Source organism: Kitasatospora sp. NPDC034533, assembly GCF_055575155.1.
In genome coordinates this window covers 164,439-188,246 of record NZ_JBVITE010000010.1, presented here as the reverse complement: position 1 = coordinate 188,246, position 23,808 = coordinate 164,439, and the positions used below count along the sequence as shown (strand labels likewise).

General features: G+C 73.1%; 20 protein-coding genes. 10 read left to right on the top strand and 10 right to left on the bottom strand.

The features are described 5' to 3' along the window. Positions 1 to 355 precede the first annotated feature (355 nt). On the top strand, positions 356 to 910 hold the full coding sequence (locus tag ACZ55U_RS10595) for a DUF1990 family protein (protein WP_465524602.1): 555 nt from the start codon (positions 356 to 358) through the stop codon (positions 908 to 910). Positions 911 to 993: 83 nt separating this feature from the next. On the opposite strand, the gene ACZ55U_RS10590 is transcribed toward ACZ55U_RS10595, so the two are convergent. Together ACZ55U_RS10590 and ACZ55U_RS10585 are read right to left on the bottom strand one after the other, a co-directional pair. Further along, complete coding sequence (locus tag ACZ55U_RS10590; RefSeq protein WP_465524600.1) at positions 994 to 1,455, bottom strand: YjbQ family protein; 462 nt, start codon at positions 1,453 to 1,455, stop codon at positions 994 to 996. 266 nt (positions 1,456 to 1,721) lie between these two features. Then, positions 1,722 to 1,988 carry a hypothetical protein gene (locus ACZ55U_RS10585; RefSeq protein ID WP_316524868.1) on the bottom strand — a complete coding sequence of 89 codons (267 nt, stop codon included), beginning with the start codon at positions 1,986 to 1,988 and terminating at the stop codon, positions 1,722 to 1,724. 865 nt (positions 1,989 to 2,853) lie between these two features. Between ACZ55U_RS10585 and ACZ55U_RS10580 the strand changes: the two genes are divergently transcribed. Together ACZ55U_RS10580 and ACZ55U_RS10575 are read left to right on the top strand one after the other, a co-directional pair. Next, entirely contained in the window at positions 2,854 to 5,178 is a 2,325-nt protein-coding gene (locus ACZ55U_RS10580; RefSeq protein WP_465524598.1) for a bifunctional glycosyltransferase/CDP-glycerol:glycerophosphate glycerophosphotransferase, read from the top strand. Positions 5,179 to 5,433: 255 nt separating this feature from the next. Next, positions 5,434 to 6,102, top strand: coding sequence for a lysophospholipid acyltransferase family protein (locus tag ACZ55U_RS10575; RefSeq protein ID WP_465524596.1), 669 nt, complete (start codon positions 5,434 to 5,436; stop codon positions 6,100 to 6,102). Positions 6,103 to 6,106: 4 nt separating this feature from the next. On the opposite strand, the gene ACZ55U_RS10570 is transcribed toward ACZ55U_RS10575, so the two are convergent. Further along, on the bottom strand, positions 6,107 to 8,059 hold the full coding sequence (locus ACZ55U_RS10570) for an ABC transporter ATP-binding protein (protein ID WP_465524594.1): 1,953 nt from the start codon (positions 8,057 to 8,059) through the stop codon (positions 6,107 to 6,109). A 379-nt stretch (positions 8,060 to 8,438) separates the two neighbouring features. After that, entirely contained in the window at positions 8,439 to 9,212 is a 774-nt protein-coding gene (locus ACZ55U_RS10565) for an SDR family NAD(P)-dependent oxidoreductase (protein ID WP_465524592.1), read from the bottom strand. Between the two features lie 155 nt (positions 9,213 to 9,367). Here ACZ55U_RS10565 and ACZ55U_RS10560 point away from each other — a divergent pair, with 155 nt between their 5' ends. From ACZ55U_RS10560 to ACZ55U_RS10545, 4 genes are all read left to right on the top strand, one after another. Further along, a complete protein-coding gene (locus tag ACZ55U_RS10560) occupies positions 9,368 to 9,571 on the top strand; it encodes a hypothetical protein (RefSeq protein WP_465524590.1) in 204 nt (67 codons plus the stop codon). A 66-nt stretch (positions 9,572 to 9,637) separates the two neighbouring features. Continuing rightward, positions 9,638 to 10,345 carry a hypothetical protein gene (locus ACZ55U_RS10555; RefSeq protein ID WP_465524588.1) on the top strand — a complete coding sequence of 236 codons (708 nt, stop codon included), beginning with the start codon at positions 9,638 to 9,640 and terminating at the stop codon, positions 10,343 to 10,345. Continuing rightward, positions 10,342 to 11,280 (top strand): DUF6895 family protein, encoded by a 939-nt coding sequence (locus tag ACZ55U_RS10550; RefSeq protein ID WP_465524586.1) that lies wholly within the window; start codon positions 10,342 to 10,344, stop codon positions 11,278 to 11,280. The genes ACZ55U_RS10555 and ACZ55U_RS10550 overlap by 4 nt, the downstream gene beginning before the upstream one ends. After that, a complete protein-coding gene (locus ACZ55U_RS10545) occupies positions 11,277 to 12,338 on the top strand; it encodes a serine hydrolase domain-containing protein (RefSeq protein WP_465524584.1) in 1,062 nt (353 codons plus the stop codon). The genes ACZ55U_RS10550 and ACZ55U_RS10545 overlap by 4 nt, the downstream gene beginning before the upstream one ends. Before the next feature lie 116 nt (positions 12,339 to 12,454). On the opposite strand, the gene ACZ55U_RS10540 is transcribed toward ACZ55U_RS10545, so the two are convergent. After that, positions 12,455 to 13,117 carry a LysE family translocator gene (locus tag ACZ55U_RS10540; protein WP_465524582.1) on the bottom strand — a complete coding sequence of 221 codons (663 nt, stop codon included), beginning with the start codon at positions 13,115 to 13,117 and terminating at the stop codon, positions 12,455 to 12,457. A gap of 200 nt (positions 13,118 to 13,317) precedes the next feature. On the opposite strand from ACZ55U_RS10540, the gene ACZ55U_RS10535 reads away from it, so the two are divergent. Further along, a complete protein-coding gene (locus ACZ55U_RS10535; RefSeq protein WP_465524580.1) occupies positions 13,318 to 14,676 on the top strand; it encodes an aminotransferase-like domain-containing protein in 1,359 nt (452 codons plus the stop codon). Positions 14,677 to 14,776: 100 nt separating this feature from the next. On the opposite strand, the gene ACZ55U_RS10530 is transcribed toward ACZ55U_RS10535, so the two are convergent. The 3 genes from ACZ55U_RS10530 to ACZ55U_RS10520 are packed head-to-tail and all read right to left on the bottom strand — an operon-like array spanning position 14,777 to position 18,254. Further along, positions 14,777 to 15,682, bottom strand: coding sequence for an SDR family oxidoreductase (locus ACZ55U_RS10530; protein ID WP_465524578.1), 906 nt, complete (start codon positions 15,680 to 15,682; stop codon positions 14,777 to 14,779). Further along, a complete protein-coding gene (locus tag ACZ55U_RS10525; protein WP_465524576.1) occupies positions 15,679 to 16,686 on the bottom strand; it encodes an alpha/beta fold hydrolase in 1,008 nt (335 codons plus the stop codon). The genes ACZ55U_RS10530 and ACZ55U_RS10525 overlap by 4 nt, the downstream gene beginning before the upstream one ends. Then, positions 16,683 to 18,254, bottom strand: coding sequence for a flavin-containing monooxygenase (locus tag ACZ55U_RS10520; RefSeq protein WP_465524574.1), 1,572 nt, complete (start codon positions 18,252 to 18,254; stop codon positions 16,683 to 16,685). The genes ACZ55U_RS10525 and ACZ55U_RS10520 overlap by 4 nt, the downstream gene beginning before the upstream one ends. Before the next feature lie 200 nt (positions 18,255 to 18,454). Here ACZ55U_RS10520 and ACZ55U_RS10515 point away from each other — a divergent pair, with 200 nt between their 5' ends. Together ACZ55U_RS10515 and ACZ55U_RS10510 are read left to right on the top strand one after the other, a co-directional pair. Continuing rightward, positions 18,455 to 19,243, top strand: coding sequence for a MerR family transcriptional regulator (locus ACZ55U_RS10515; RefSeq protein WP_465524572.1), 789 nt, complete (start codon positions 18,455 to 18,457; stop codon positions 19,241 to 19,243). Positions 19,244 to 19,302: 59 nt separating this feature from the next. Further along, a complete protein-coding gene (locus ACZ55U_RS10510; RefSeq protein ID WP_465524570.1) occupies positions 19,303 to 20,280 on the top strand; it encodes an ABC transporter substrate-binding protein in 978 nt (325 codons plus the stop codon). A gap of 160 nt (positions 20,281 to 20,440) precedes the next feature. Here the strand turns inward: ACZ55U_RS10510 and ACZ55U_RS10505 are convergent, their stop codons facing one another. Together ACZ55U_RS10505 and ACZ55U_RS10500 are read right to left on the bottom strand one after the other, a co-directional pair. Continuing rightward, positions 20,441 to 21,430 (bottom strand): CPBP family intramembrane glutamic endopeptidase, encoded by a 990-nt coding sequence (locus ACZ55U_RS10505; protein WP_465524568.1) that lies wholly within the window; start codon positions 21,428 to 21,430, stop codon positions 20,441 to 20,443. 446 nt (positions 21,431 to 21,876) lie between these two features. Then, positions 21,877 to 23,517, bottom strand: coding sequence for a M4 family metallopeptidase (locus ACZ55U_RS10500; protein WP_465524566.1), 1,641 nt, complete (start codon positions 23,515 to 23,517; stop codon positions 21,877 to 21,879). Positions 23,518 to 23,808: the final 291 nt, after the last annotated feature.

The following is a 23,808-nucleotide window of genomic DNA, read 5'->3' as shown; positions in this document are numbered from 1 at the left end:
ACCCCCTACGACCCCGTCACCCACCAGACCAACAACAAGATCAAAACGACTCCCGAGACGGCTCCGGCGGCATAGAGGTTGACTCAGGAAACTCATGCCGCCTTCCTACTCCGCTGCCCTGTGCTGCCGCAACCCGCCCGGGGCTGGGGCTGGCCCATGGGCGGGTGGCCGGGAGGACGGCGAGCAGCGAACAGATTTCAGGAAACGTTCGCTGAAATCTGTTCGCTGAAAGCTGTCATCTGAAATCTGTCAGCTGAAAGTTGTCGCCTGAAAGCTGTTCGCCGGATCCGTCCGCACAGCCCCCCGTCCGCCTCCACCGCCCGCCCGCACCCACCCGGCGACTACCGTGACCAGCATGGCCATCGACTTGCACCAGCGCCTGCTCGCCACCCGCGCCTCCGCCCCGTCGTACCCCGAGGTGGGTGCCACCAGGGGCGGGGGCGGGCGGCTGCCGGACGGCTACGCACACCTGCGCCGCCGGGTCCACCTCGGGCAGGGGCCGGAGGTGCTGGAGCGAGCCGGTCGCTACGTGCTCGGCTGGGGCAGCCAACTGGGCACCGGCTTCGCGGTGTACCCGGCCGGCCCGGCCCGGGAGGGCGAGACGGTGCTGCTGCGGCTGAACCTGCCGGGAAGCCGGTGGCCGCGGCTGGTGGTCCCCTGCCGGGTGGTGTGGACGGTGGACGAACCGGGCCGGATCGGGTTGGGGTACGGCACCCTCCCCGGGCACCCCGAGTGCGGCGAGGAGGCCTTCCTGGTGTCGATGGACGCCGACGGCGAGGTGTGGTTCGAGGTCACCGCGTTCTCCCGGCTGTCCGCCTGGTACGCCAGGCTGGGACGGCCGGTGGCACTGCTCTGCCAGCACCTGGCGATCGAGCGCTACCTCGCCGCGGTGGCCGAGCACGTCCGCTGAGCCCGCCCACCGGACCTGAACCACCAGCCGCCAGCCACCAGCCGCCAACCATTAGCGCTCAGCAGTCAGCCGGACCCGAGCCGTCAGCCGAGGAAGGACAGCCGGACCGTGCGTCGCAGGTTGTCCCCGTTGGTGTCGACCAGCACCACCGACTGCCAGACGCCGAGCGCCAGTTGGCCGCCGAGCACCGGCAGGGTGGCGTGCGGCGCGACCAGGCCGGGCACCACGTGGTCCCGGCCGTGACCGGGGCTGCCGTGCCGGTGGCGCCAGCGGTCGTCGGCCGGGAGCAGGTCGCGCAGGACGGCGAGGAAGTCGTCGTCGCTGCCGGAGCCGGTCTCCAGCACGGCGATCCCCGCAGTGGCGTGCGGGACGAAGACGTTGAGCAGGCCGTCGCGCCCGGCGGCCCGTTCGTCGAGGAACGCGGCGCAGCGGTCGGTGATGTCGAGCGCGACCTCGCGGCTGCCGGTGGTGATCTCGAAGGTGCCGCTCTGGAAGTTGCCGGTCAGGAGCGGGCCGGTCTGGGTGGGGTGGTTGTTGTCCGCCATGCCGCCATCCTGTCCCAGGTCAGGCGCCGGGCGTACTCCCTCACCGACTCGCCGCGCCGGGGAGGCGGACTCGCGTAAGGTGAAAGGTTCAGACCACAGCCCCGCGCCCCGGGCACCACCCGCCTGGCCGGTGCCACGCCCCGCCGGCACCGACCGCCCACCTCCGGACACACCGAAGACCCGGCGGACCGGACGGTCCACCGGGTCGGTTCCCGGCCGCGCGACGGGAGTGACCCGTACCGCGCCGGCCGTAGCCGCCGGCTGTACTAGCCGCGCCCGCCGAAGAGGCTCCGACGCAGCCGACGCAGCGGCGTCAGCAACGAGATCCTGGTGTGGCGGCGACGGGCCGTCGGGGCCTCGGCGCCACGCGGCGTGAGCTCCCTTATCAACCCGAGCGCCTCGGCGGTGTCGACCGCCGGGAGTGCGGGCGCGCCGAGCACGGCCAGGTGTCGGTCGATCCGGCGGCCGGTCGTGCCGACACCGCACTGGATCGCCGGCACGCGGGGCCGAGTCCGCACTTGCATGTGTTCCATCAGTTTTCCCACCCCTACGAGGCGCCAGGGCCGTGAGGCGAAGACTATCCGTGTCGGACGGCCTTCGCGCAACCGTCCTTGGTCTTGTGCCACCGTATCGTGCGACGTCAACTGACGAAGCACCAGGGGCTGCCCGGCCGGTCACGACTAGGCATCAATGATGGTGCACGACCGGCCGTTCGTCACCGGGTCCGGGAAACATCCCTCCCGCACGCCGCCTGTCCGTCTCCCATATAGGGGACAGCCGCCACATCGACAAAGCGATCACCGGACACCCCGAAGCCGCTCACCGCACCACTCACGGGCCACTCACGACGCGCTCACGGACGCGCTCACGGGCCCCCTCGCCGCACCACCGGCCGCACCCCGCATCACCCCCTCCGCCGGACCCTCCACCGCGCCCCACCGGCACCCCACCGGCGCACGCGCTACCCAAGCGCCCGATTTCAGGAAGTGAACACATTCGAGGGATTGACTCCCGCCGATCATCCAAGCAATATCTGATGCACGCGTTCGCGCCCGCATCACACCCAGGCACGTGTTCGAGTGATGAAGGGCAGCGCGAGAGGAACTCCGGCTCCCGCGAGCCACTGCCCGGCCGCCTCGACGCTGCGGCGGCCAGGCTCGCGCGGTGCCCGGACCGGCGGCCGGCCGTAGAGGGTCGGCCGGGCCGCCACCTGACTGCCGGTGCCGCCCCGCGAGGGGCCCGGCACCGGCGGTTCCGGGTCCCCGGGCCCCCGGGGGTGCTTCGAGGACCCCGGAGCCCCCGCACCACCGCCTCGCGGACCCCGTACCCACCGCCCGGGAGGCCTCACAGCGGGCGTCCGAGCAGGTCGCGCGCGGTGGATCGGTACACTCGGCCAGCGTGTCCCTCCTCCTCAGCATCGTGCTCCCGGTCCACGGCGTGGAGCGGTACCTCCCGCGCTGCCTCGACTCGATCCTCGGCGACACCCCCGCCGCCGAGACCCGCTTCGAGGTGATCGCGGTCGACGACCTCTCCCCCGACGGTTCCGGCGCGATCCTGGACGCCTACGCGGCCCGCGACAGCCGGCTGCGGGTGCTGCACCTCAGCGAGAACCAGGGCCTCGGCGGCGCCCGCACCGCCGCCCTGCCGCACGCCCGCGGCGAGTACGTCTGGTTCGTGGACAGTGACGACTGGGTGCCCGAGCGGACGGTCAGCACGCTGCTGGACGAGCTGACCCAGGAACGCCGCCGGGAGACTCCCGCCGACGTGCTGATCACCGACTTCACCCACGTCTATCCCGACGGCGGGACCGAACCCAACCCGTGGCGCCACGTGCTGACCGGCTCCCCGCTGGTCGAGGGCTGCACGCTGGCCGAGCACCCGGCGCTCTTCCAGACCGTGATGTCGGTGTGGAACAAGCTGTTCCGCCGCGACTTCCTGGACGGCCTCGGCGTCTCCTTCGGGCGCGGCTACTACGAGGACATCTCCGTCACCTATCCGGCCCTGCTGGCCGCCGAACGGCTGCGCTACCTCGATCGCCCCTGCTACTTCTACCGGCGCGGCCGGGACGGCGCGATCACCGCCACCGCCTCCCCCAAGCACGCCGACGTGTTCGCGCAGTACGACGCGATCTTCGCCTTCCTGGACCGCCCCGAAGACACCGACCGCGCCGAAGACACCGGCCGCCCCGAAGGCACCGGCCGTCGCGACGGCGCCGGCCGCCCCGGTCGGCCCGTCCCGGACTCGCTGCGCACCCTGGTCTTCGACCGCACCGTCCGCCAGGCGCTGAACGTCTACGACACCCCCGGGCTGGTCCCCACCGAACTGCGCAAGGACTTCTTCCGGAAGATCGCCCGGCACTTCGACCGCCACCGCCCGGCCGACTACCGCTTCCCCGGCGGAGTGCGCGGCGTGCAGTACCGGCTGGCCGCCCGCGGCGCCCGGATCGCGTACGCGGAGCTGCGCCGCACCGGCCGGCTGCCGCGCGAACTGAAGCGCGGGGCACGGGCGGTGGCGCCCGCCGTGAAGAAGGGGGTGCGCAGCGGCGCCCGGTTCACCGCGTACAACGCGTTCCGCCGGCTGCCGCTGGACGAGAACCTCGCGGTCTACGCCGCCTACTGGCACCGGGGTTACGCGTGCAGCCCGGCGGCGATCTACGAGAAGGCGAAGGAACTCGCCCCGCGGATCCGGGGGGTGTGGGTGGTGGAGAACCGTACCCAGGCCGCCACGATGCCGCCCGGTGTGCCGTACGTGATCGTCAACACACCCGCCTACCTCAAGGTGATGGGGACCGCCAAGTACTTCGTCAACAACGTCAACTTCCCCCGCACGATGACGAAGCGGCCGGGCACGGTGCACGTCCAGACCCAGCACGGCACGCCGCTCAAGGCGATGGGCATGGACCTGCGCGACCACCCGGCGGCGGCCGAGGGGATGGACTTCGACCGGCTCCAGGAGGCCGTCGACCGCTGGGACTTCCTGGTCTCCCCCAACCCGCACACCAGCGAGCACTTCGCCCGCGCCTTCCCCGGCCGGTACGAGATGCTGAACACCGGCTACCCGCGCAACGACCGTCTGGTGAACGCCACTTCGGACGAGGTCCGGGCGATGCGCGAACGGTTCGGGCTGCGCCCGGGCACCCGGGCGGTGCTGTACGCGCCGACCCACCGGGGCAGCAAGGGCGGCTACGTCCCGCTGCTGGACCTGGCCGCGCTGGCCCGGGAGTTGGGCCCGGACTTCACGCTGCTGGTGCGCACCCACTACTTCCACACCGGCGGTCCGGGCGACCTGACGGGAGCCGGTACGGATTCGGCGGGGATCGTGGACGTCTCGGCGCACCCGACGGTCGAGGACCTCTACCTGGCGGCGGACGCGCTGGTGACGGACTACTCGTCGATGATGTTCGACTACGCCGTGCTGGACCGGCCGGTGGTGATCTTCGCCCCGGACTGGGAGGAGTACAAGCGGGAACGCGGCGTCTACTTCGACCTGTTCGCGCAGCCGCCGGGCGCGGTCACCCAGGACGCGGAAGGGCTGGCGCGGGCGCTGCTGGCGGGCGACCCGGAGCCAGCGGCGCGGGCGCGGTTCCGGGCGGAGTTCTGCGTCTGGGACGACGGCGGGGCGGCGGAGCGGGTGGTGCGCCGGGTGTTCCCGGTGGAGAGGCCGCAGGAGGACCCGAAGGAGGGCCTGCGGGAGGGCCTGCGGAAGGACCCGGCGGAGAAGTAGGCGCCCAGGCGGAGGAGGAGCCCGTCAGCGCCGGACGGCAGGGCACCGGACGGGGGCCCTGACCGCCTCCGCGGTCCCCATCGTGCGCTCCCGCGCACAGCGGGGTGCCCGGATCGGACGGCCACCCCCCACCCCGGCAGTGGCGCGCGCCACGGTCTGCCGGAGTGGACGGGTTCGGGGGTCGGTGTCGTAGTCTGCGGATCTGATCGCAGGCCCGGGCTCCTCCCGGGCGGCCGTTCGCCCAGGGAGGGAATCGTGCTCGACCTCGCCACCAAGTTGGTGCTGAAACCGGTCTCGCGGGGGATCTGGCGGCCGGTCATCGAGGGGATCGAGAACGTGCCCCGCAAGGGCGGGGTGATCCTGGCCAGCAACCACCTGTCCTTCATCGACAGCGTGGTGATCCCGCTGACCGCGCCGCGGCGGGTCCACTTCCTCGCCAAGGCCGAGTACTTCACCGGCACCGGGCTCAAGGGCCGGCTCTCCAAGGGCTTCTTCGAGGCGATCGGCGCGGTGCCGGTCGAGCGCGGCACCTACCGTTCCGCTCAGGCCTCGCTGGAGTCGGCCCTGGAGATCCTGGAGGCCGGCAAGGCCTTCGGCATCTACCCCGAGGGCACCCGCTCGCTGGACGGCCGGCTCTACCGGGGCAAGACGGGCGTGGCCTGGCTCGCGCTGACGGCGGGCGTGCCGGTGGTGCCGGTGGCGCTGGAGGGCCCGGAGCAGATCCTGCCGGTGGGCAAGCGGGTGCCGCGGCTGAAGAAGGTGACGGTCCGCTTCGGCGAGCCGCTGCACTTCGACGAGCTGCACGGGCAGGCCCGCTCGCTGAAGGCCCGCCGGCAGGTGACCGACGAGGTGATGGCAGCCATCCAGCGGCTGTCCGGCCAGGAGGTCGCGGAGAGCTACAACGAGGTACCGAAGGCGGCCTGACCGCTCACACCGGCTGCCCGACGGCCGTCGGCGTCTCCGCTGTTCCCGGCACGCCCGGTACCTCCGGCGCATCCGGTGTGCCCGCCACGCCCCGTGCTTCCGGTACCTCCGGCGCGTCCGCCCCTTCCGGCCGGCCCTGGTCCTCCGGCGCGTCCGGCACGTCCGGCGCCTCCCGGCGCAGCAGCGCCGCGTACCGGCCGTCCAGCGCCACCAGCTCCTCGTGGCTGCCGAGTTCCACCACCTCGCCGTGGTCCAGGACGGCGATCTGGTCGGCGGCGCGGACGGTGGAGAGCCGGTGCGCGATGGTGATGGTGGTGCGACCGGCGGCCAGGGTGTCCACGGCCTGCTGGACGGCGCGTTCGGTGCGGTTGTCGAGCGCGCTGGTGGCCTCGTCGAGGATGAGCACCGGCGGGTTGCGCAGGATCGTCCGGGCGAGCGCGAGGCGCTGCTTCTCGCCTCCGGAGAAGCGGTAGCCGCGCTCGCCGACCAGGGTGTCGTAGCCGTCCGGGAGGGCGGCGATGGTGTCGTGGACCTGGGCTGCCCGGGCGGCCTCGACCAGTTCGGCGTCGCTCGCGCCGGGCTTGGCGAAGCGCAGGTTCTCGGCGACCGAGGCGTGGAAGAGGTAGGTCTCCTGGGAGACCACGCCGACCGCGCGGGCCAGGGTGTCGAAGGAGAGCTCGCGAACGTCCACGCCGTCCAGGGTGACCCGTCCGCCGGTGACGTCGTACAGCCGGGGCACGAGGTAGCTGAGGGTGGTCTTCCCCGAGCCGGTCTCGCCGACCACGGCCAGCGAGCTCCCGGCCGGGACTTCGAGGTCGACGCCGGACAGGGTCGGGCGCTCCTGCGCGGGGTCGTAGCGGAAGTCGACCGCCTCGAAGCGGACCTCGCCGCGGATGTCGGTCAGGGTGACCGGGTCGGCCGGCTCGTCGATCTCCACCGGCAGGTCGAGGTACTCGAATATGCGCTGGAAGAGCGCGAGCGAGGTCTGGACGTCCACGCCGGTGGAGAGCAGGCTGACGGTCGGGCGGAAGAGGCCCTGCTGGAGGGTCACGAAGGCGACGAGGGTGCCGACCGAGACGATCGGCGCACCGGCGGCGGAGGTCAGCCCGGCTGCCCAGTAGATCAGCGCGGGCATCGCGGCCATCACGATCTGGATGGTGTTCATCCGCCAGCGCCCGGCCATGCTGGCCCGCACCTCCAGGTCGGCGAGCTGGTCGGACTGCTCGGTGAACTCACGGGCGAGCGAGCCGGAGCGGCCCATGGTGCGGCCGAGCAGGATGCCGCTGACCGAGAGCGACTCCTGCACCGCCGAACTCATCGCGGCCAGCTGCTTCTGCCGCTCGGTGGTGATCTTCTTGCGCTCCTGGCCGACCCGCCGGCTGATCCAGACGAACAGCGGGAGCAGCACCAGCGAGACGACGGTCAGCCGCCAGTCGAGCGCGACCATGGCGACGACGGAGGCGATCACCGCGGTCAGGTTGGAGACCAGGCTGGTCGCGGTGGAGGTCACCGTGGACTGCATGCCGCCGATGTCGTTGGCGATCCGGGACTGCACCTCGCCGGTGCGGGTGCGGGTGAAGAAGGCCAGCGACTGCCGCTGGAGGTGGCCGTAGACGGCGGTGCGCAGGTCGTGCATCACCCGCTGGCCGACGGTGGTGGAGATCAGCGTCTGGAGGACGTTGAAGACGCTGTTCACCACGGCGGTGAGGATCATCCCCAGCGCCAGCAGGCTGAGCAGCCCGGTGCGGCCCTGCGGGATGGCGGTGTCCAGGACGGCCTTGAGCAGGAACGGCGAGACGACCGAGACCACGGCGGAGGCGGCGACCAGCAGGCCGACGGTGGCCAGGCGGCCCGAGTAGGGGCGGAAGAGCGCGAGGATACGGCGCCACTGGGCCGGCGGGCGGGGCTCGCCCTCGGCGCGTTCGGGCGGGGTCCAGTCGATGGCGGTGGGCCTCAAGGGCGGGCCTCCCTGGCTGGGGCGGAGGGGTGGACGGGCGGTCGGCCGGCGGGGCCGCCGGTGGGGTGACGGGGCCGACGGGGGTCAGCATAGCGAGGGCAGCTCATAGTTAGACAAGCTAATAGTGAGTGTTGCTCTATTCCTCGAACCCGCCGCCCGCCCGCTTCCGCCACCGTCCGTGACCGGGCGGGCGCCGGACCGCGCCCGGCGCCCGCCTTCTCCGGCTGCCCGCCCTCTCCGGCCCCCGCCCGGTCGGCTCGCGCCCTACCGGCTCCCGGCGCGCCTCCCCTGCCCCCGCCCATCCCGTCACACTCGTGTCGCCCGTCCCGCCCGTCCCGCCGGGTCCCACCCGTACCGCCGGCCGGTCCCGCCCCGGCTGTCAGTTCGTCCCGTAGGTGCGCGCCGCCTTCGAGGACAGGCCGCCCAGCCCGCCGGAGGGCAGCACCCGGGCGATGGCCACCGCGGCCTTGTACCGCTTGCTGGGCACGGACACGGCCCGGCCGCGCGCCAGGTCGCGCAACGCCTCGTCGACCACCCGCTCCGCGGAGAGCCAGGACCAGGACGGGATGTTGCCGGTGCCCATGCCGGCCCGCTGGTGGAACTCGGTCCGGGTGAAGCCCGGGCACAGCGCCATGACGCGCACGCCCGTACCGGCGAGGTCACGCATCACGCCCTGGCTGAAGCTGACCACCCAGGCCTTGCTCGCGCCGTACGTCCCGCGCGGCACGAAGGCGGCCACCGAGGCCACATTGATGATGGCGCCCCGGCCGCGTTCCCGCATGCCGGGGAGGGCGGCCGTGGTCAACCGCAGGATCGCCTCGATGTGCACCTTGAGCATGGCCAGCTCGTCCTGGAGCGGGACGACCCCGAAGGCGCCCTTGTTGCCGAAGCCGGCGTTGTTGACCAGGAGGTCCACCGGTCGGGCGGAGTCGGCGAGCCGGGCCTCCACGGCGCCGATCCCCTCGTCGGTCGCGAGGTCGGCGGTGAGCACCTCCGCCTCGATGCCGAACTTCGCGTGCAGGTCGGCGGCGGCGCGCTCCAGGCGCTCGGTGTCCCGGGCCACCAGGACGAGCCGGTAGCCGCCGCGGGCGAGCCGCCGGGCGAAGGCGGCTCCGATGCCGGCGGTCGCGCCGGTGATCAAGGCTGTGGTCATGCCCCAGACGGTACCCAACCACCGCATCCGCGCCCACATCCACGGCAACGACGCAGTTCAGCGGCTTGCGGATGCACGTCTCCGGAGGTGCTCGTACTGTCGAACGGGGGCATCGCCCGATCGGGCGGTGAAATCCTTTCGAGGAGGCACATCTGATGCTTACTCAGTTCCGCACCGAAACCGCTTCCGCGTCGCAGAGCGCGACGCTCGAGGCCGAGACACTCGCGAGCCTGATGGTGGAGGACGAGGCCGTCGTGTCCGACGCGCCCACGTACCTGCCCGAGGCCGCCGGCGCGGTGCTCCTGGCCGCGCTGCTCCTGCTCTCGCCGAAGGGACCGAAGGAGAAGCCGACCCGCTGAGGACGGCTCCTTCCCCGTCGGGCCGTGTGCCCGCGACCAATCCTCCTGAAGGGGGACCCGATCACCATGCCAACCGCCGAGACCCCTCTCCGTGACGAGTTCGCCGCGGCGGTCGAGCGGGTGGCGGACCGGACCCTCGCCGTCCTCCGGGACGGCGAGGGCACGGCCGCACTCGCGGACCCCGACAGCATCGTGCCCCGCCCTCTGCTGGCCGCGGTACGGGTGCTGGGTGCGGACCTGTTCGCGCCTCAACTGCTCACCGGCGCACAGCCGGACGGCACCAGCGCCGCCCTGCTGGCCGAGGCGCGCGCTGCCTTCCCGGCACCGGCGCCCTCCTCCGAGGAGGCCGCGCTGGTCGTCAGCTGGCAGGACTGGGCGGCCGGGCAGCTGCTCGCCCGCACCCCGTACGGGTCGGCCGGACCGACCCCGGCACCGCTGTCCGGCCCCGAGGCCGTCGGCTGGCAGGCCTGGTCGAAGCGGATGGCCCAGCTGTCCGTGCTGGCACTGCCGACCCTGGACGGGCCGATGCACGACGCGGCCCGCGCCAACACCCTCGACCTCGCCCGCGGCACCGTCCGCTGCATGCTCCGGCGCGACCCCACCACCGCCGTCCGGCTCGCCCGCTGGCTCGCCTGGGCCCACGCCGACGGCCGACCGCTGCGCCTGGAGATCGAACCCGTCCTCGACCGGATCCGCCTGGCCGGCGACGGAACCGCCCGATCCATGCTGGAACTCGCCATTGCCCAGCGGTTGTTGAAAGGGGTGACGAGATGACCGACACCGAGGTGCTCGCCACCGCCCAACAGCTCGGCTCCCGGTCACTGGCCTGGTTGCACGCCGGCTACCAGCGCGGCTACAGCCGGCTGGAGGACAGCACCATCGTCGACCTGGCCGACCCGGAGGACGTCTACAAGCCGCTCTGCGAGGCCGCGTTGGCCTCCTCGCTGGTGCTGCGCGACGGTGTCGCCGGCCCGCACGACACCCGCCTGGCCAGGGAGCTCCTCGAAGCCGCCTGGACCCAGCTGGGCGAGGGCGGCCTGCTGCTCGAACGGCAGTTGCGGCACGTGACCCTCGTCGACCCGCTGGAGACGTACGGCCACTTCGCCCGGGCCGGGTACCGCCACGCCGCCATGGAGGAGCTGCTCACCTCGATCGGCCGGCTCCGCGCCGTGCACGCCGTGGAGATCCAGGGCAGCCGCCACCTCGCGCTCGCCAACGCCCGGCGGATCTCGGGCCTCGAACCCCAGCCGGACTGGCCCGCGCTGGCCCGGAACACCTGGCTCGGCGCCCTGCCCGAACCGTGGACCATCGCCTGGGTGATCGCCTATCAGGTCACCCACACGGTTTTCCACCTCACCGACTGGGGCGCCCGGCCGGAGTGCCTGCCCGAGCCGATGCGCGACTACCTGCGCGACTGGCTGCCGGTCTGGCTCGACATCTGGCTGGAGATCGAGCAGTGGGACCTCGCCGGCGAACTGCTCATCGTGGACTCGTGCATCGGCGAGCCGGTCACCGGACGGGCCGGCTGGGAGGCCCTGGCCGCGGCCCAGCAGGAGGACGGGATGATCCCCTGCGAGGGCTCCGCGCCCGAGAACGACGACCCGGAGGAGGACTTCCGCCAGCACTGCCACACCGCGGTGGTCGGGGTCGTGGCCGCCGATGTCGCGCTCTCCCGGGCGCTCGGCGGCACACCGGTGGCCGCCCCTTGAGCGGGCTGGACGCCGCTGTCACGGCGGTGGTGCGGGCGGCCCGGCCGTACGCCACCGCCGTGACGGTCGTCCTGACCGACGCGTCCCGGGCGGAGGTGCGCTGCTTCGGGCGGGTCGGACGGGGTCCTTCGGCGCCGCCCTGCACCCCCGACACCGTCTTCGAACTCGGCTCCGTCAGCAAGACGTTCACCGCGCTGCTGTTCGCCGACATGGCCGCGCGCGGCGAACTCGACCCGGACGACCCGCTTGAGGAGCGACTGCCGCGCGACTGGCGTACGGCGCGGGTCCGTTCGGCGGAGCCCATCCGGCTGCTGCACCTGGCCACCCACACCTCCGGCCTGCCCCGCCTCCCACCCGGGCTGCTCGCCAAGGCCGCGCCGACCTGGTTCAGCAACCCGTACGAGACGTTCGGCGACGAGCAGTTGAGGGACGGGCTGGCCAGAACCACCGTGCGCGGCAGGCCCGGTAGCCGTTTCGACTACTCCAACTACGGAGCCGGGCTGCTCGGCCGCGCGCTCGCCGAAACCGGTGGGATCCCCTACGGGGAACTGCTCACCGAACGGATCTGCGGACCGCTGGGGCTGCGCGACACGACCTGCTCCCCGGACCGGCCGGGGCGGGCGACCGGCCACCGGCGCGGGCAGGCACTCCCGCCCTGGAGCATCCCCGGGCTGCCCGGAGCCGGTGGTGTCCGTTCCAGCGGGGCCGACCTCCTGCGCTACCTCCGGGCGCACCTCGACCGGGACCACGGCGAGTTGGGAACCGCCCTGCGCGAGGTGCAACGGCCCCGGTTGCGGCTGCGGCACTCCGGCGACGAACTCTGCCTGATCTGGAACCGCCGCCGTTCGGGCGAACGCGACCTCTGCTTCCACAGCGGCGGCACCCGGGGGTTCACCGCCCTCGCGGGGTTCTCGCCGGACGGCTCGGCGGCCGTCGCGGTCCTGGCCAACACCGCCCCGGCGCTGGACGGCCGGTTCGTCCAGGCCGGGTACGAGCTGCTGCGGACCGCCGCCGGTGTCGCACGGACCGCACGGCCGGGCGGCGGGCGGAGGGACTGACGTCCGGCGGCTGGACCGCTGCTGGGCCGCTTCGACGGCTCGACCGCCGCTGGACCGCGTGACAGGTGGACGGCTGGGCGGCTGGACGGCTGGGCGATGTCCGGGAGATCAGCCGATCAGACGGCGACGGCCTTGGCACGGTCGGCGGCGATGTGCACGGCGAGGCCGGCGAGGACGGTGCCCATCACGTAACGCTGGATCCGCAGCCAGCCGGGGCGGCGGTTGAGGAAGGCCGCGATGCTGCCCGCGCTCAGCGCGATCAGGCCGTTGACGGTGACGCCTATCGCGATCTGGGCCAGGCCCAGCACCAGGCTCTGCGCGGCGATGTGGCCGCGCTCCGGGGCCACGAACTGGGGCAGCAGCGAGATGTACATGATGGCGATCTTGGGGTTGAGCAGACAGGTCAGGAAGCCCATCGCGAACAGTCGGCGCGGCGGGTCCGGCGGCAGCTGCTGCGGGGCGAAGACCGCCTCACCGCCGGGCTTGACCGCCTTCCAGGCCAGCCAGAGCAGGTAGCCGGCACCGGCCAGTTTGATCGCGGTGTAGAGGGCGGGAACCACCGAGAACACCGCGGCCACCCCGGCCGTCACCGCGACCAGGTAGACCAGGAAGCCGACCGCGACCCCGATCAGCGAGATCAGTCCGGCACGCCGGCCCTGCGCGATCGAGCGCGAGACCAGGTAGATCATGTTCGGCCCGGGCGACAGTGCCATGCCCAGGGCCACGGCGGCGATCCCGAGCACGGCGTGGATGTCCACGGCGGATGTCAACGCGTCCATGCGAGGAGGCTAGGACCGACCGCCGGGTCGATGCAATGATGACTTTGCCCTCGGTGCAATGCTCGGGGTGTGCCGCGGTTCCGCCCGACCGCGGGGAGGGGTTCCGGGCCGGATTCCGAACGCGGCTTCGGACGGGGTTCGGACAGGTTTCGGACGGGGTTCGGGCTGGACCCGCACGGCTCCGGGAGGGCTGACCACCGATGGACGACTACCGCCTGATCGCCGACCTCATCGCCGCCGACATCGCCGACGGGCGCCTGCGGCCCGGCCAGCAGCTGCCGACCCAGCGCGCGTTCGCCCGCAGCAGGGGCATCGCCGCCTCGACGGCGGGGCGCGTCTACCGGGAACTGGCCCGGCGCGGGCTGACCGTCGGGGAGATCGGGCGCGGCACCTTCGTCCGGGCCGCGCGCGGGGTGGAGGGCGCCCGGGTGGCGCTCGCCGAACCGGCCGCCTCACCGGTGGACCTGGAGCTCAACTACCCCGCCGTCCCCGGACAGGCCGAGCTGCTGACGGGTGGGCTGGCTCCGCTGCTGCGCCCGGACGCGCTCGGCGAAGCCCTGCGGCCGGTCGGCGCGGGCGGGACGGACGCGGCCCGGCGGGCGTTCGCGGGACTGCTGTCGTCCGGGGCCTGGAAGGTCGAGGCGGAGCGGCTGCTGTTCGCCGGCAACGGGCGGCAGGCCGTCGCCGGAGCTCTGTCCGCGCTGGTGCCGCCCGGTCAGCGGTTGGGTGTGGAGGAGCTGACCTATCCGGTGGTCAAGGCGGTGGCGGAGCGGCTGGGCATCGTGCTGGTGCCACTGACGGTGGACGGGCACGGGCTGCTGCCGGAGGCGGTGGCGGCGGCCCACCGGGCCGCACCGCTGCGCGCGCTGTACGTCCAGCCACGCCTGCAGAATCCGCTCGGCGCGAGCCTGCCGGACGAGCGGGCGGCGGCGTTGGTGGAGGTGCTGCGGCGGCTCGACCTGCCGGTGGTCGAGGACGCCGTCTGGTCCTTCCTGCGGCCCGAGCTGACGCCGCTCGCCGCGCTCGCCCCGGAGCGCACCGTACTCGTGGACAGCCTCTCCAAACGGCTCGCCCCCGGGCTGACCACGGGTTTCGCGGTCGTCCCGGCGGCGCTGCGCGAGCGGGCGGCGGGGGCGCTGCGCTCGGGTGGCTGGACGCCGAGCGGCTTCGCGGTGGAGGCGGCGGTGCGCTGGATCGGGGACGGCACGCTGGCCTCGGTGGAGGCGGCGAAGCGGGCCGACGCGGCGGCCCGGCAGCTGCTGGCGCGCGAGGTGCTGGCGGGGCAGCGGCTGCGGTCCGATCCGTGCTCGTACTACCTGTGGTGGGAGCTGCCTGCGGGGTGGCGTGCGGAGGTCTTCGTGGCGCAGGCGGCGCGCGCCGGGATCTCGATCACGCCCGCGGCGGCCTTCGCCGTCGATCCCCGGCGCTCGCCCGCCGCCGTCCGGGTCGGTCTCGGCTCGCCGCCGCTGCCGGTGCTGGCGCGAGCGTTGGAGACGCTGAAGGCGCTGGCGGAGGTGGGGGCGGGGGCCGGCGCGGCGGGGTGGACGGGTGACAGATGACAGCTGACAGATTTCGAAATCTGTCAACTGTCATCTGTTATCTGTTACTTGTCATCTGTCAGTCGTCAGTTGCCGGCCGAGGGCCGGCGATCTCCCGCCGTCAGTCACCCGCCCCGCTCCGGCTTCCCCGGACCGCCGTGTCCGCCGCCCCTCCGGCGCCGACCGCACGCAGCCGGCTCGCGGCGGTGGCGGCCAGCTGCGGGGCGAGCCGGGCCACGTCCCGGGAGCCGACCACCGCGATCAGGCTCGGCAGCAGCCAGCGCACCGGCTGCATCCCGCGCAGCCAGGCCTGGGCGTAGACGTGCGCGGACCGGCGGGCGATCCCCGCGACGATCCGGTCCACCGCGGGCTCCAGCGGATACGTCTTGTTCGCCGGCCACGGCAGCCGGGAGCGCATCTGCTTGAGCACCGCGTCCTCGTCGGCGCCGCGCACCATGTCCGTGTCGGTCCAACTCAGGTACCCGACGCCCACCTTGACCCCGCGGTAGGCCACCTCGGCGCGGATCGAGTGGGCGAAGGCCTCCACCCCGGACTTGCTGGCGCAGTACGCGCTCATCAGCGGCGCGGGGGTCAGCGCGGCGAGCGAGGCGATCTGGAGCAGGTAGCCGCGGCTCTCGGCAAGCGCCGGCAGGAAGGCCCGCGCCGTGGCCACGCTGCCGAGCAGATTGACCTCGATGACCCGGCTGAACGCCCGGTGGTCGCTCTCGGCCAGCGGCCCGCCGAGGGCGATCCCGGCGTTGGCGACGACGGTGTCGATCCGCCCGTAGTGCTCCTTGACCAGCCGGGCGGTGTCCTCCAGCGCGTCGAGGTCGGTGACGTCCACCTCCCAGCTGGTCGCGGACGGGCCGCACTGCGCCGCGACGGTCTTCAGCTCCTCCGGCTCCAATCCCAGCAGGGCCACCTTGGCCCCGCGCCGGGCGAGCTTGCGGGCCAGCGACGCACCGACGCCGCGCGCGGCCCCGGTCACCACGACGACCTGCGCGGACAACGGCGGGATGGCGTTCATGCGACAGCGGTCCTCTCGTCGACGGAAGCGGGAACAGCCGCGGTGGGCGCGGGGACGGCGGCGGAGGCGGACTCCGGGGCGTCGGCGGGCGCGGCCGCCAGGTACGCCGAGGCCATCCGGTGGATCTCGGCGGCCACCTCCACCGGGCGCTCCAGGGGCGCCATGTGACCGACCCCGGGCAGCAGCAACAGCCCCTGCGGGTCCTGGAGTCCGGCGACGATCCGGTGGGCGTGCACCGGCGGGGTCAGCCGGTCGCCGGTGCCGACCACCACCGCCGTGGGCGCGGTGAGCCGGGCGAGCCCGGAGTGGACGTCCAGCCGGTCGAGCACCGCGGCCCAGTTGGCGCGGACGGCGGTCGGGCAGGCGTGCACGATCCGGGCCGTCGCCTCGACCTGTCCGGCGGGCGAACTCGGCCCCATGGTGGCGTACTTGAGCGCCGCCCGGCTGACCGGTGAGACCGGCCCGAGGGGCATCCGGGAGCGCAGCAGCTGCCGGTGCAGGAAGCGCCGCAGGCCCCGGGCACGCACGGCCGGCGGGAGGACGGTGAGTTCGGCCACCAACTCTCCCGGCCCGGTGGAGATCAGCACGGCGGCGGCGGTGCGCTCGGCGACCTCGGGACGGCCGCCGGCGGCCATGATGGTCATCCCGCCCATGCTGTGCCCGGCCAGCACCGCCCGCTCCCCCGCCGGGACGGTCCGCGCGAGCACGGCGGACAGGTCCTCGGCCAGCGCCCGGGTCGAGTAGCGGACCCGGCTCGGCGGGATCTCGCTGCGCCCGTGGCCGCGCTGGTCGTAGACCACCACCCGGTAGCGGTCCGCCAGCAGTCGGATCACGGGCGCCCAGAAGACCGTCGAGCAGGTCCACCCGTGCGCGAGCACCACGGTGGGCGCGCCGATCCGGCCGTGCACCTCGACGTGCAGCCGGACTCCGTCCGCCGACAGTACGCTGAACTCCTCCTGCGGCACCGGCGGTTCGTACTCGGCGGGCAGTCGGACGGGGCTCATGCGGAGACCTCCTGGACGGTGCGGGCGACGGTCGGCGCGGTGCGCATGATCAGCTCGTACTCGCCGAGGTCGACCTTGCGGGTGGCCCTGCGGAACGAGGTGGTGGAACCGGGCCAGAGCACGGTGTTCTTGCCGCTCGGGTCGAGGTACCAGCTGCGGCAGCCCCCGGTGGTCCAGACGGTGCGGTCCATCCGGTGCTGGAGTTCGAGGTTCCACTGCCGCTGGGCGCGCGCGGTCGGCTGCATCGCGGTGGCGCCGATCGAGTCGAGCGTGGTCAACGCGTCGATCATGTAGTTCAGTTGGGACTCGATCATCAGGATCATCGAGCTGTTGCCGAGGCCGGTGTTGGGGCCGATGACGAAGAAGAGGTTCGGGAAGCCGTGCACGGTCGAGCCGCGCAGCGCCTCCATGCCGTCCTTCCACTCCTCGGCCAGGCTCGTTCCGTCGGCGCCGAACACCCGGGCGCCGATGGGCATGTCGGTCACGTGGAAGCCGGTGCCGAAGACGATGGCGTCCACCTCGTGCTCGCTGCCGTCGGCCGCGACCAGCGTGGAGCCTCGCACCTCGCGAAGCCCGGAGGCGACGACCTCGGTGTTGGCCGCCGCGAGCGCCGGGTAGTAGGTGTTGCTGAGCAGGATGCGCTTGCAGCCGATCCGGTAGTCCGGGGTGAGCTTGGCGCGCAGCTCCGGGTCCCGGACGCCCTGGGCGAGGTGGCGTTCGGCGACCTGCTGGACCAGGCGCAGCAGCCCGGGGCGGCGGACGAACGCGTCCACCTGGAGCTCGCGCAGGGCGAAGAGGGTGCCGCGGCGGACCTTCGCGGTGATCGGCAGACGGCCGTGCAGCCACTTCTCCAGCCCGCTGATCTCGCGGTCACGGCGCGGCAGCACCCAGGCCGGGGTGCGCTGGAAGACCGTCAGCTTTCCGACCCGGGGCTGGATCGACGGGATGATCTGGGCGGCGGAGGCGCCGGTGCCGACCATCGCGACGCGCTTGCCGGTCAGCTCGAAGTCGTGGTCCCAGCGGGAGGAGTGGAAGACCTTCCCGGGGAAGCCGCTCAGCCCGGGGAGGTCGGGGATCTGCGGGTCGGCGAGCGGTCCGGCGGCGGAGACGATGGCGTCGGCGGTCCACTGGCCGGCCGAGGTGGCGATCCGCCAGTGGGTCTGCTCGCTGTCCCAACGGGCTTCCAGCACTTCGGTGTTGAAGCGAAGGTGGGGGCGGAGGCCGAAGACGGTGGCGACCTTCTCCAGGTAGGCGCGGATGTCCGGCTGGCCGGAGAAGCTGCGCGGCCACTCCGGGTTGGGCGCGAAGGAGAAGGAGTAGAGGTGCGAGGGCACGTCGCAGGCGCAGCCGGGGTAGCTGTTGTCGCGCCAGGTGCCGCCGACGGAGTCCGCGCGCTCCAGGACCACGAAGTCGGTGATCCCGGCGCGGCGCAGCCGGACCGCGGCGCCGAGACCGCCGAAGCCGGAGCCGATCACCGCCACCCGGACGTGCGGGACGGCCTGCGGCGCAGTGGCGGTGCCGCTCGCGGCGGACGCGTCGGAGCGGGGGCGCTTGCTGCTGGATGCCATGCGGCAACCTCCTGAGGGTGGGGCGGTGATCGTCGCGCTCTCCCGGGGCCGTCCGCCCCGGAAGCTTCCGGGGCTCGCCTCCGAGACCCTGCCAATCGCGCCAGTAATCACTGGCATGGTTGGCAGGGTAGCCCGTGCCGACACCGGATGGAAGGAGCGCGACGGCTCCGGTTCGGGGAACCTCGCGAGCCGACGGTCCTATGCTGATCGCCGTGGACAAGGTCAGAGCTGCCGCGGGCGACAGAAAACGCGAGTACCGGGTGGAGGAACTGGCCGAGGCGGCCGGGATCACCACTCGCACCCTGCGCTTCTACCGCGAGCGCAAGCTCCTCCAGCCGCCCCGCAAGGAGGGGCGCATCGCCTGGTACGGCGACGAGCACCTGGCCAGGCTGCGGATGATCGGCGAACTGCTGGAACGCGGCCACACCCTGGGCGGCATCGCCGAGCTGATCGGCGCCGGCGAGAGCGGGCGGGACGTCGCGGGCCTGATCGGGCTGGAGGCCGCCATCGTCGCGCCGTGGTCGGACGAGACCCCGGTGCGCCTGGACTGGGACGAGCTGAAGACCGCCTTCGGCGACCAGCTCACCGAGGAGAACGTCGCCGAGTCGATCGCCCAGGGCTACATCGCCGTCGAGGAGGACGGCATCACCCACGTCAGCCGGCGGCTCATGGACGCCACCACCGCGCTGGTGGCGGAGGGGGTACCGCTCTCGGCCGTGCTGGAGGCCAGCCGGCGCACCCGGGAGCACGTGGACGCCATCGCCGAGATCTTCATCGAGGTGGTGAGCGAGCACCTGCTCAGCGCGCTGGGCACCGACGCTCCGCTCCCGCCCGGCGAGGCGGCCCGGCTCACCGAGCGCGTCCTGCGGGTGCGGCCGCTGGCCCGCACCGTCGCGGACGCCCAGTTCACCCTCGCGATGGACCGGCGGGTGCACGCCGAGTACGAGGAACTGCTGCGCCAGCGACGGGAGAACGGCTCCGAGGCGTAGCCGGGCCGCCGTGCGGGCAGGGATTCCCGCGCCCCGCCCGCACGTTGGAGGTGCCGCCGATGCCCGGACCGCTCAGCCGCCGCGCCGTCCTCGGCCTCGCCGCGGGACTCGCCCCCGGGCTCGCGCTCGCCGGGTGCGGACCCGACTCCCAGGCGCCGGGCGGTGGTTCCTCCGGCGCCGCCGGCACGCGGACGGTCCGGCACGCGCGCGGCGAGAGCACCGTGCCGGCGCGGGCGAGCCGGGTGGTGGTCCTGGACACCGACGCGCTGGACTCGGTGGTCACGCTCGGTCTCGGCCCGGTCGGTGCCACCACCGTCAGCGCCGGCGCCGCCTTCCCCGCCTACCTGCCAACCGAGCGGCTGACCGGGACCAAGCCCGTCGGGGCGATCGGTCAGCCGAGCCTGGAGACGATCGCGGCGCTGCGGCCGGACCTCATCCTGGGCAACCAGGTCCGCGACGACAGGCGGTACGACGAACTGTCGAAGATCGCGCCGACCGTGCTCTCCAGGACCACCGGGCCGGCCTGGAAGGAGAACGTCCGGCTGCACGCCGAGGCGTTGGGCCGCCAGGCCGAGGCCGAGGCGGTGGACGCGGCGTACCGGGCGAAGCTGCGAGACCTGGTCACCGCACTCGGCGGGCCCGCCAGGGCGGCGGCCACCCGGGTCGAGATGGCCCGCTTCCTGGCGGGGGCGCCGACCAGGCTCTACCTGAACGACACCTTCGTCGGCTCACTGTTCAAGGACCTCGGCCTCGGCCGGCCCGCCAACCAGGACAAGCCCGGGTTCTCCCTGGAGATCAGCCCGGAGCAGGTGGACCAGGCGGCAGCCGACGTCATCTTCTACTCGGTGTACGGGGACGCCGCCAAGTCGGACCAGGGGAAGATCACCGAAGGCGCGCTCTGGAAGGGCCTGGACGCGGTGCGGAGCGGGCGGGTGTTCCGGGTGGACGACGACCTGTGGATGCTGGGCATCGGCTACACCGGGGCCGGGCTGATCCTGGACGAGATCCGCAAGCACCTGGCGCCGGCGGGTGGGTGACGGAGGACGGCGGGCGACTTTCAGCTGACGGATTTCAGATGACAGATTTCAACATCTGTCATCTGAAATCTGTCCGCTGTCACCTGTCATCTGCCGTCTGTCATCCACCGTCCGCCGAGCGCCCCCTCCGCCCCCGCCGCCCCCGCCGCCCGGGCACTCGTCACTCCGGACCGTACCGCCCCGGCCGCAGGCGTCCCGTGCAGCCCAGGAAGGCCACGAACGCCGCGAGGACGATCCAGCCGGGCCAACCGGCGAGCGACATGGTGAGCGGGTCCAACTCGGCGTCCGGGCCGGCGAACTCCCGGACCATCGAGACGCTCATGCTGCTGGTGAAGGCGTGTGCCAGCACCGCCGGGATCACCGACCCCGAGCGCAGCCGCAGCCAGGTGAAGACCGGCAGCACCAGCACACAGCTGACCGTCAGCGCGGGCACCGCCAGGTACCAGGGCCGCCCCGGGTACTGGCCGCCCATCAGCAGCGTCGGCAGGTGCCAGAGTGCGAAGGCCGTACCGGTGAGCACGTACGCCCGGACCAGCCTCGGCCCACCACCCACCTCCGAGCCTCGACCGGCCTCACCGAGCCGCAGCAGCCGCGGGAAGAGGAACCCCTGCCAGCCGATCTCCTCCCCGAAGAACAGCGGCAGCGAGAGCACCATCCCGATCACGCCCCGGACCGCCCACCCACCGACCTGTCCCGCGCTCAGCGAGCCGAAGCCCGCGAACGGGTAGCTGCCCAGGAGGGCGCCGAGCGCCAGCGCCGCCGCCGTCAGCCCGCCGAGCACCCCGAGCGGCAGCAGGCAGGCCCGAAGCGCCCGGTCCCGCAGCCGGGGCCGGCGCAGCGCGAGCGCCTCCCACACCCCGCCGGTCCCGCCGTCGTCCCGGACTCCGTCCCCGCGCCCACGCCCACGCCCACGCCCGCCACGCTCGACGAAGCGGACGACGAACAGCGCCGCCAACGCCGGGGCCAACATCGCCGCCGCGATGCAGAGTTGCTCCAGACCGCCGGTCTCCTCTCGGGCGTCGGCCCGCTGGTACCCGGTGGCTAGCAGCGGCGCCATGGCCGCCCACATCCCGGCGTAGGCGAGCACCAGGTAGACCAGCAGGGCGCGTCGCCGGACGGCGCTCGGCGGAGTTCGCGTCAGTAACGTCATGCCGGGGACGCTACGGAAACGGCGAAGACCCCCGGTAGCACGTGCGCTGCCGCTCGCGGGAGCAGTCCGCTGCCGCCCCGATGGTGGAGTTTTCTGGGTGTACGCAGGCCCGTCCGATGTGCTGATCGGCGTCATCCGCCGCGCCCGAAGGTCCCGAACGAGACGCCGCTCCGGGTCGAGCAACGGACCGATGGGGCAACGCCGTTACGCCGAGGCACCACCCCAGGCCGACCGCCGACCGCCGACCGCCGACCGCCGACACGAGATCACCCCACGAGCTGCACGAGCAACGAATTTGACGTATCGTCAGGCAGCACGGCAGCAGGGGCGACGGTGGTCCGCTCACCGTCGCCCCGCCGCTTTCCCCGCCGGCCCGGCACCCACGGCCCGGCGGGGATCTCGATCCGCCGCGTTCCCGTGCCGGGGCCCGGGCGGTCCGCCCCGGATCAGTTGACGTTGACCGCCGTCCAGGTGGCGGCGACCGCGTTGTACTCCGCGCTGCCCGAGCCGTACAGGTCCGCCGCCGCGCTGAGGGTGCCCGCCCGGGCGCCCACGTAGTCGGTGGTGGAGGTGAAGTAGGTGGTCAGCGCGCGGTACCAGATCTGCGCCGCCTTGTCCCGGCCGATGCCCGCGAGCGTGGAGTCGTCGTACGTCGGGCTGTTGTAGCTGAACCCGTTGATCGTCTTCGCGCCGCTGCCCTCGGCCAGCAGGTAGAAGAAGTGGTTCGCCACCCCGGACGAGTAGTGCACGTCCAGGTTGCCGACGTTCGCGTCCCAGTAGTCCGCCGAGCCGCCGTCCTTGCTCGGCTGGTCCATGTAGCGCAGCGGGCTGCCGTCGCCGCGCAGGTTGATCAGCTCGCCGATCCAGTAGTTCGGCGGGTTGGAGGGGAGGTTGGCGTACCACTCGACCATCGTGCCCATGATGTCCGAGGTGGCCTCGTTGAGGCCGCCGGACTCGCCCGCGTAGTCGAGGTTGGCGGTGGCGGCGGTGACGCCGTGGCTCATCTCGTGGCCGGCCACGTCGATCTCGGTGAGCGGGGCGGCGTCGTTGGCGCCGTCCCCGTACGACATGCAGAAGCAGCTGTCGTCCCAGAAGGCGTTGACGTAGTTGGAGCCGTAGTGCACCCTGCTCAGCGCGCCGACGCCGTCGTTGCGGATGCCGTTGCGGCCGAAGGTGCTCCTGTAGAAGTCCCAGGTGGCGGCGGCGCCGAACTGGGCGTCCACAGCGGCGGATTCGCGGTTGCTGACGGTGCCGTCGCCGAAGCTGTCGCTGGTGTTGGCGAACACCGAGCCGGTTCCGCTGGTGCCGTTGCCCAGGTCGCTGGTGGACTGGCCGCCGCGGGTCGCGTCGCTCAGCCGGTACTGCGAGCCGCTCCGGGTGGTGGTCAGCGGGACCCGGCCGACGAAGATGCCGTGGCCCGTGCCGACGGCGGTCTCGATCGTCTCGTGCGTGGCGAGGACCCGGCCGTCGGCGGCGTCGGTGACCAGGATCCGGCGGCTCGGGGTGCCGTCGGCGCGCACGCCCCCGACCGTGGTGCGGTACGCCAGGCGCGGGTCGCCGTCGGTGGCCCAGACCACCAGCTCGGCCCGATCGGCCGGCTGGACCTGGGTGAGTGGCGACTCGTCGGCGTCGGTGGTCACGCCGACGGTGGCCTTGACCGTCCCGGTGGCCTGTGCGGCGGCCTGGTCGGCGGCGATCTTCGGGGTCAGGCTCGGCAGCGCGATCCGCGCGGTGACGGCCTTGTCGACGGACTTCACCGAACCGTCGGACCTCTGGTGGACGACCAGGTCGCCGCCGATCACCGGCAGGCCCGCATAGGTGCGCTCGAAGCGCAGGTGACGGGTGCCGTCCTGGTCCACCACCGCGTCCTTGGCGACGAGTTGCTCCTTGTCGCCGAGCTTGAGCGCCTTGGCCAGCGGGCCGGCCTGACCGGCCGCGAGCGTGAGCGCGGCCGCGTGCTGCCGGGCGGGCTGGGCCTGCGACGAGGAGGGGGCGGGAGCGGCCTGGGCGGCGGTGCTCACCTGGATCACACCGGTCAACAGGGCCGTGGCCGAGAGTGCGGCGACGGCCGCGAGCTTACGCTTCACGTGCGAGTCCTTCCTGGAAACCGCGTCCGGGCGGCGCGGTCGCACCGCGTCCCGGGGGCCGGGTCGGCACCGTGGGGCGGGACGGGCACTGACGTGCTGGAACCCCGTGCGGTCGAACGGCTCGCCACCGAGGGGTGGGGGTGGGGGCTACCGCCGAGGAGTGATCAGAAGCATGACAATCCAGCAGGTGAATTGACAGGCCTGCTTCAGCGATTGGCCAGGTCCCGCCACAAGGTAAAGGGCCTTCAATCGGCGGACGAACCGGAACAATCCACCACATCCCGTCGAGGG

Coding starts and splice junctions, on each gene's coding strand:
- ACZ55U_RS10540 (WP_465524582.1), bottom strand. CDS start 13,117: ATGGACGCGTTGACATCCGCCGTGGACATCCACGCCGTGCTCGGGATC.
- ACZ55U_RS10510 (WP_465524570.1), top strand. CDS start 19,303: ATGCCCGGACCGCTCAGCCGCCGCGCCGTCCTCGGCCTCGCCGCGGGA.
- ACZ55U_RS10585 (WP_316524868.1), bottom strand. CDS start 1,988: ATGGAACACATGCAAGTGCGGACTCGGCCCCGCGTGCCGGCGATCCAG.
- ACZ55U_RS10550 (WP_465524586.1), top strand. CDS start 10,342: ATGACCGACACCGAGGTGCTCGCCACCGCCCAACAGCTCGGCTCCCGG.
- ACZ55U_RS10565 (WP_465524592.1), bottom strand. CDS start 9,212: ATGACCACAGCCTTGATCACCGGCGCGACCGCCGGCATCGGAGCCGCC.
- ACZ55U_RS10595 (WP_465524602.1), top strand. CDS start 356: ATGGCCATCGACTTGCACCAGCGCCTGCTCGCCACCCGCGCCTCCGCC.
- ACZ55U_RS10530 (WP_465524578.1), bottom strand. CDS start 15,682: ATGAACGCCATCCCGCCGTTGTCCGCGCAGGTCGTCGTGGTGACCGGG.
- ACZ55U_RS10520 (WP_465524574.1), bottom strand. CDS start 18,254: ATGGCATCCAGCAGCAAGCGCCCCCGCTCCGACGCGTCCGCCGCGAGC.
- ACZ55U_RS10505 (WP_465524568.1), bottom strand. CDS start 21,430: ATGACGTTACTGACGCGAACTCCGCCGAGCGCCGTCCGGCGACGCGCC.
- ACZ55U_RS10535 (WP_465524580.1), top strand. CDS start 13,318: ATGGACGACTACCGCCTGATCGCCGACCTCATCGCCGCCGACATCGCC.
- ACZ55U_RS10555 (WP_465524588.1), top strand. CDS start 9,638: ATGCCAACCGCCGAGACCCCTCTCCGTGACGAGTTCGCCGCGGCGGTC.
- ACZ55U_RS10590 (WP_465524600.1), bottom strand. CDS start 1,455: ATGGCGGACAACAACCACCCCACCCAGACCGGCCCGCTCCTGACCGGC.
- ACZ55U_RS10515 (WP_465524572.1), top strand. CDS start 18,455: ATGCTGATCGCCGTGGACAAGGTCAGAGCTGCCGCGGGCGACAGAAAA.
- ACZ55U_RS10525 (WP_465524576.1), bottom strand. CDS start 16,686: ATGAGCCCCGTCCGACTGCCCGCCGAGTACGAACCGCCGGTGCCGCAG.
- ACZ55U_RS10560 (WP_465524590.1), top strand. CDS start 9,368: ATGCTTACTCAGTTCCGCACCGAAACCGCTTCCGCGTCGCAGAGCGCG.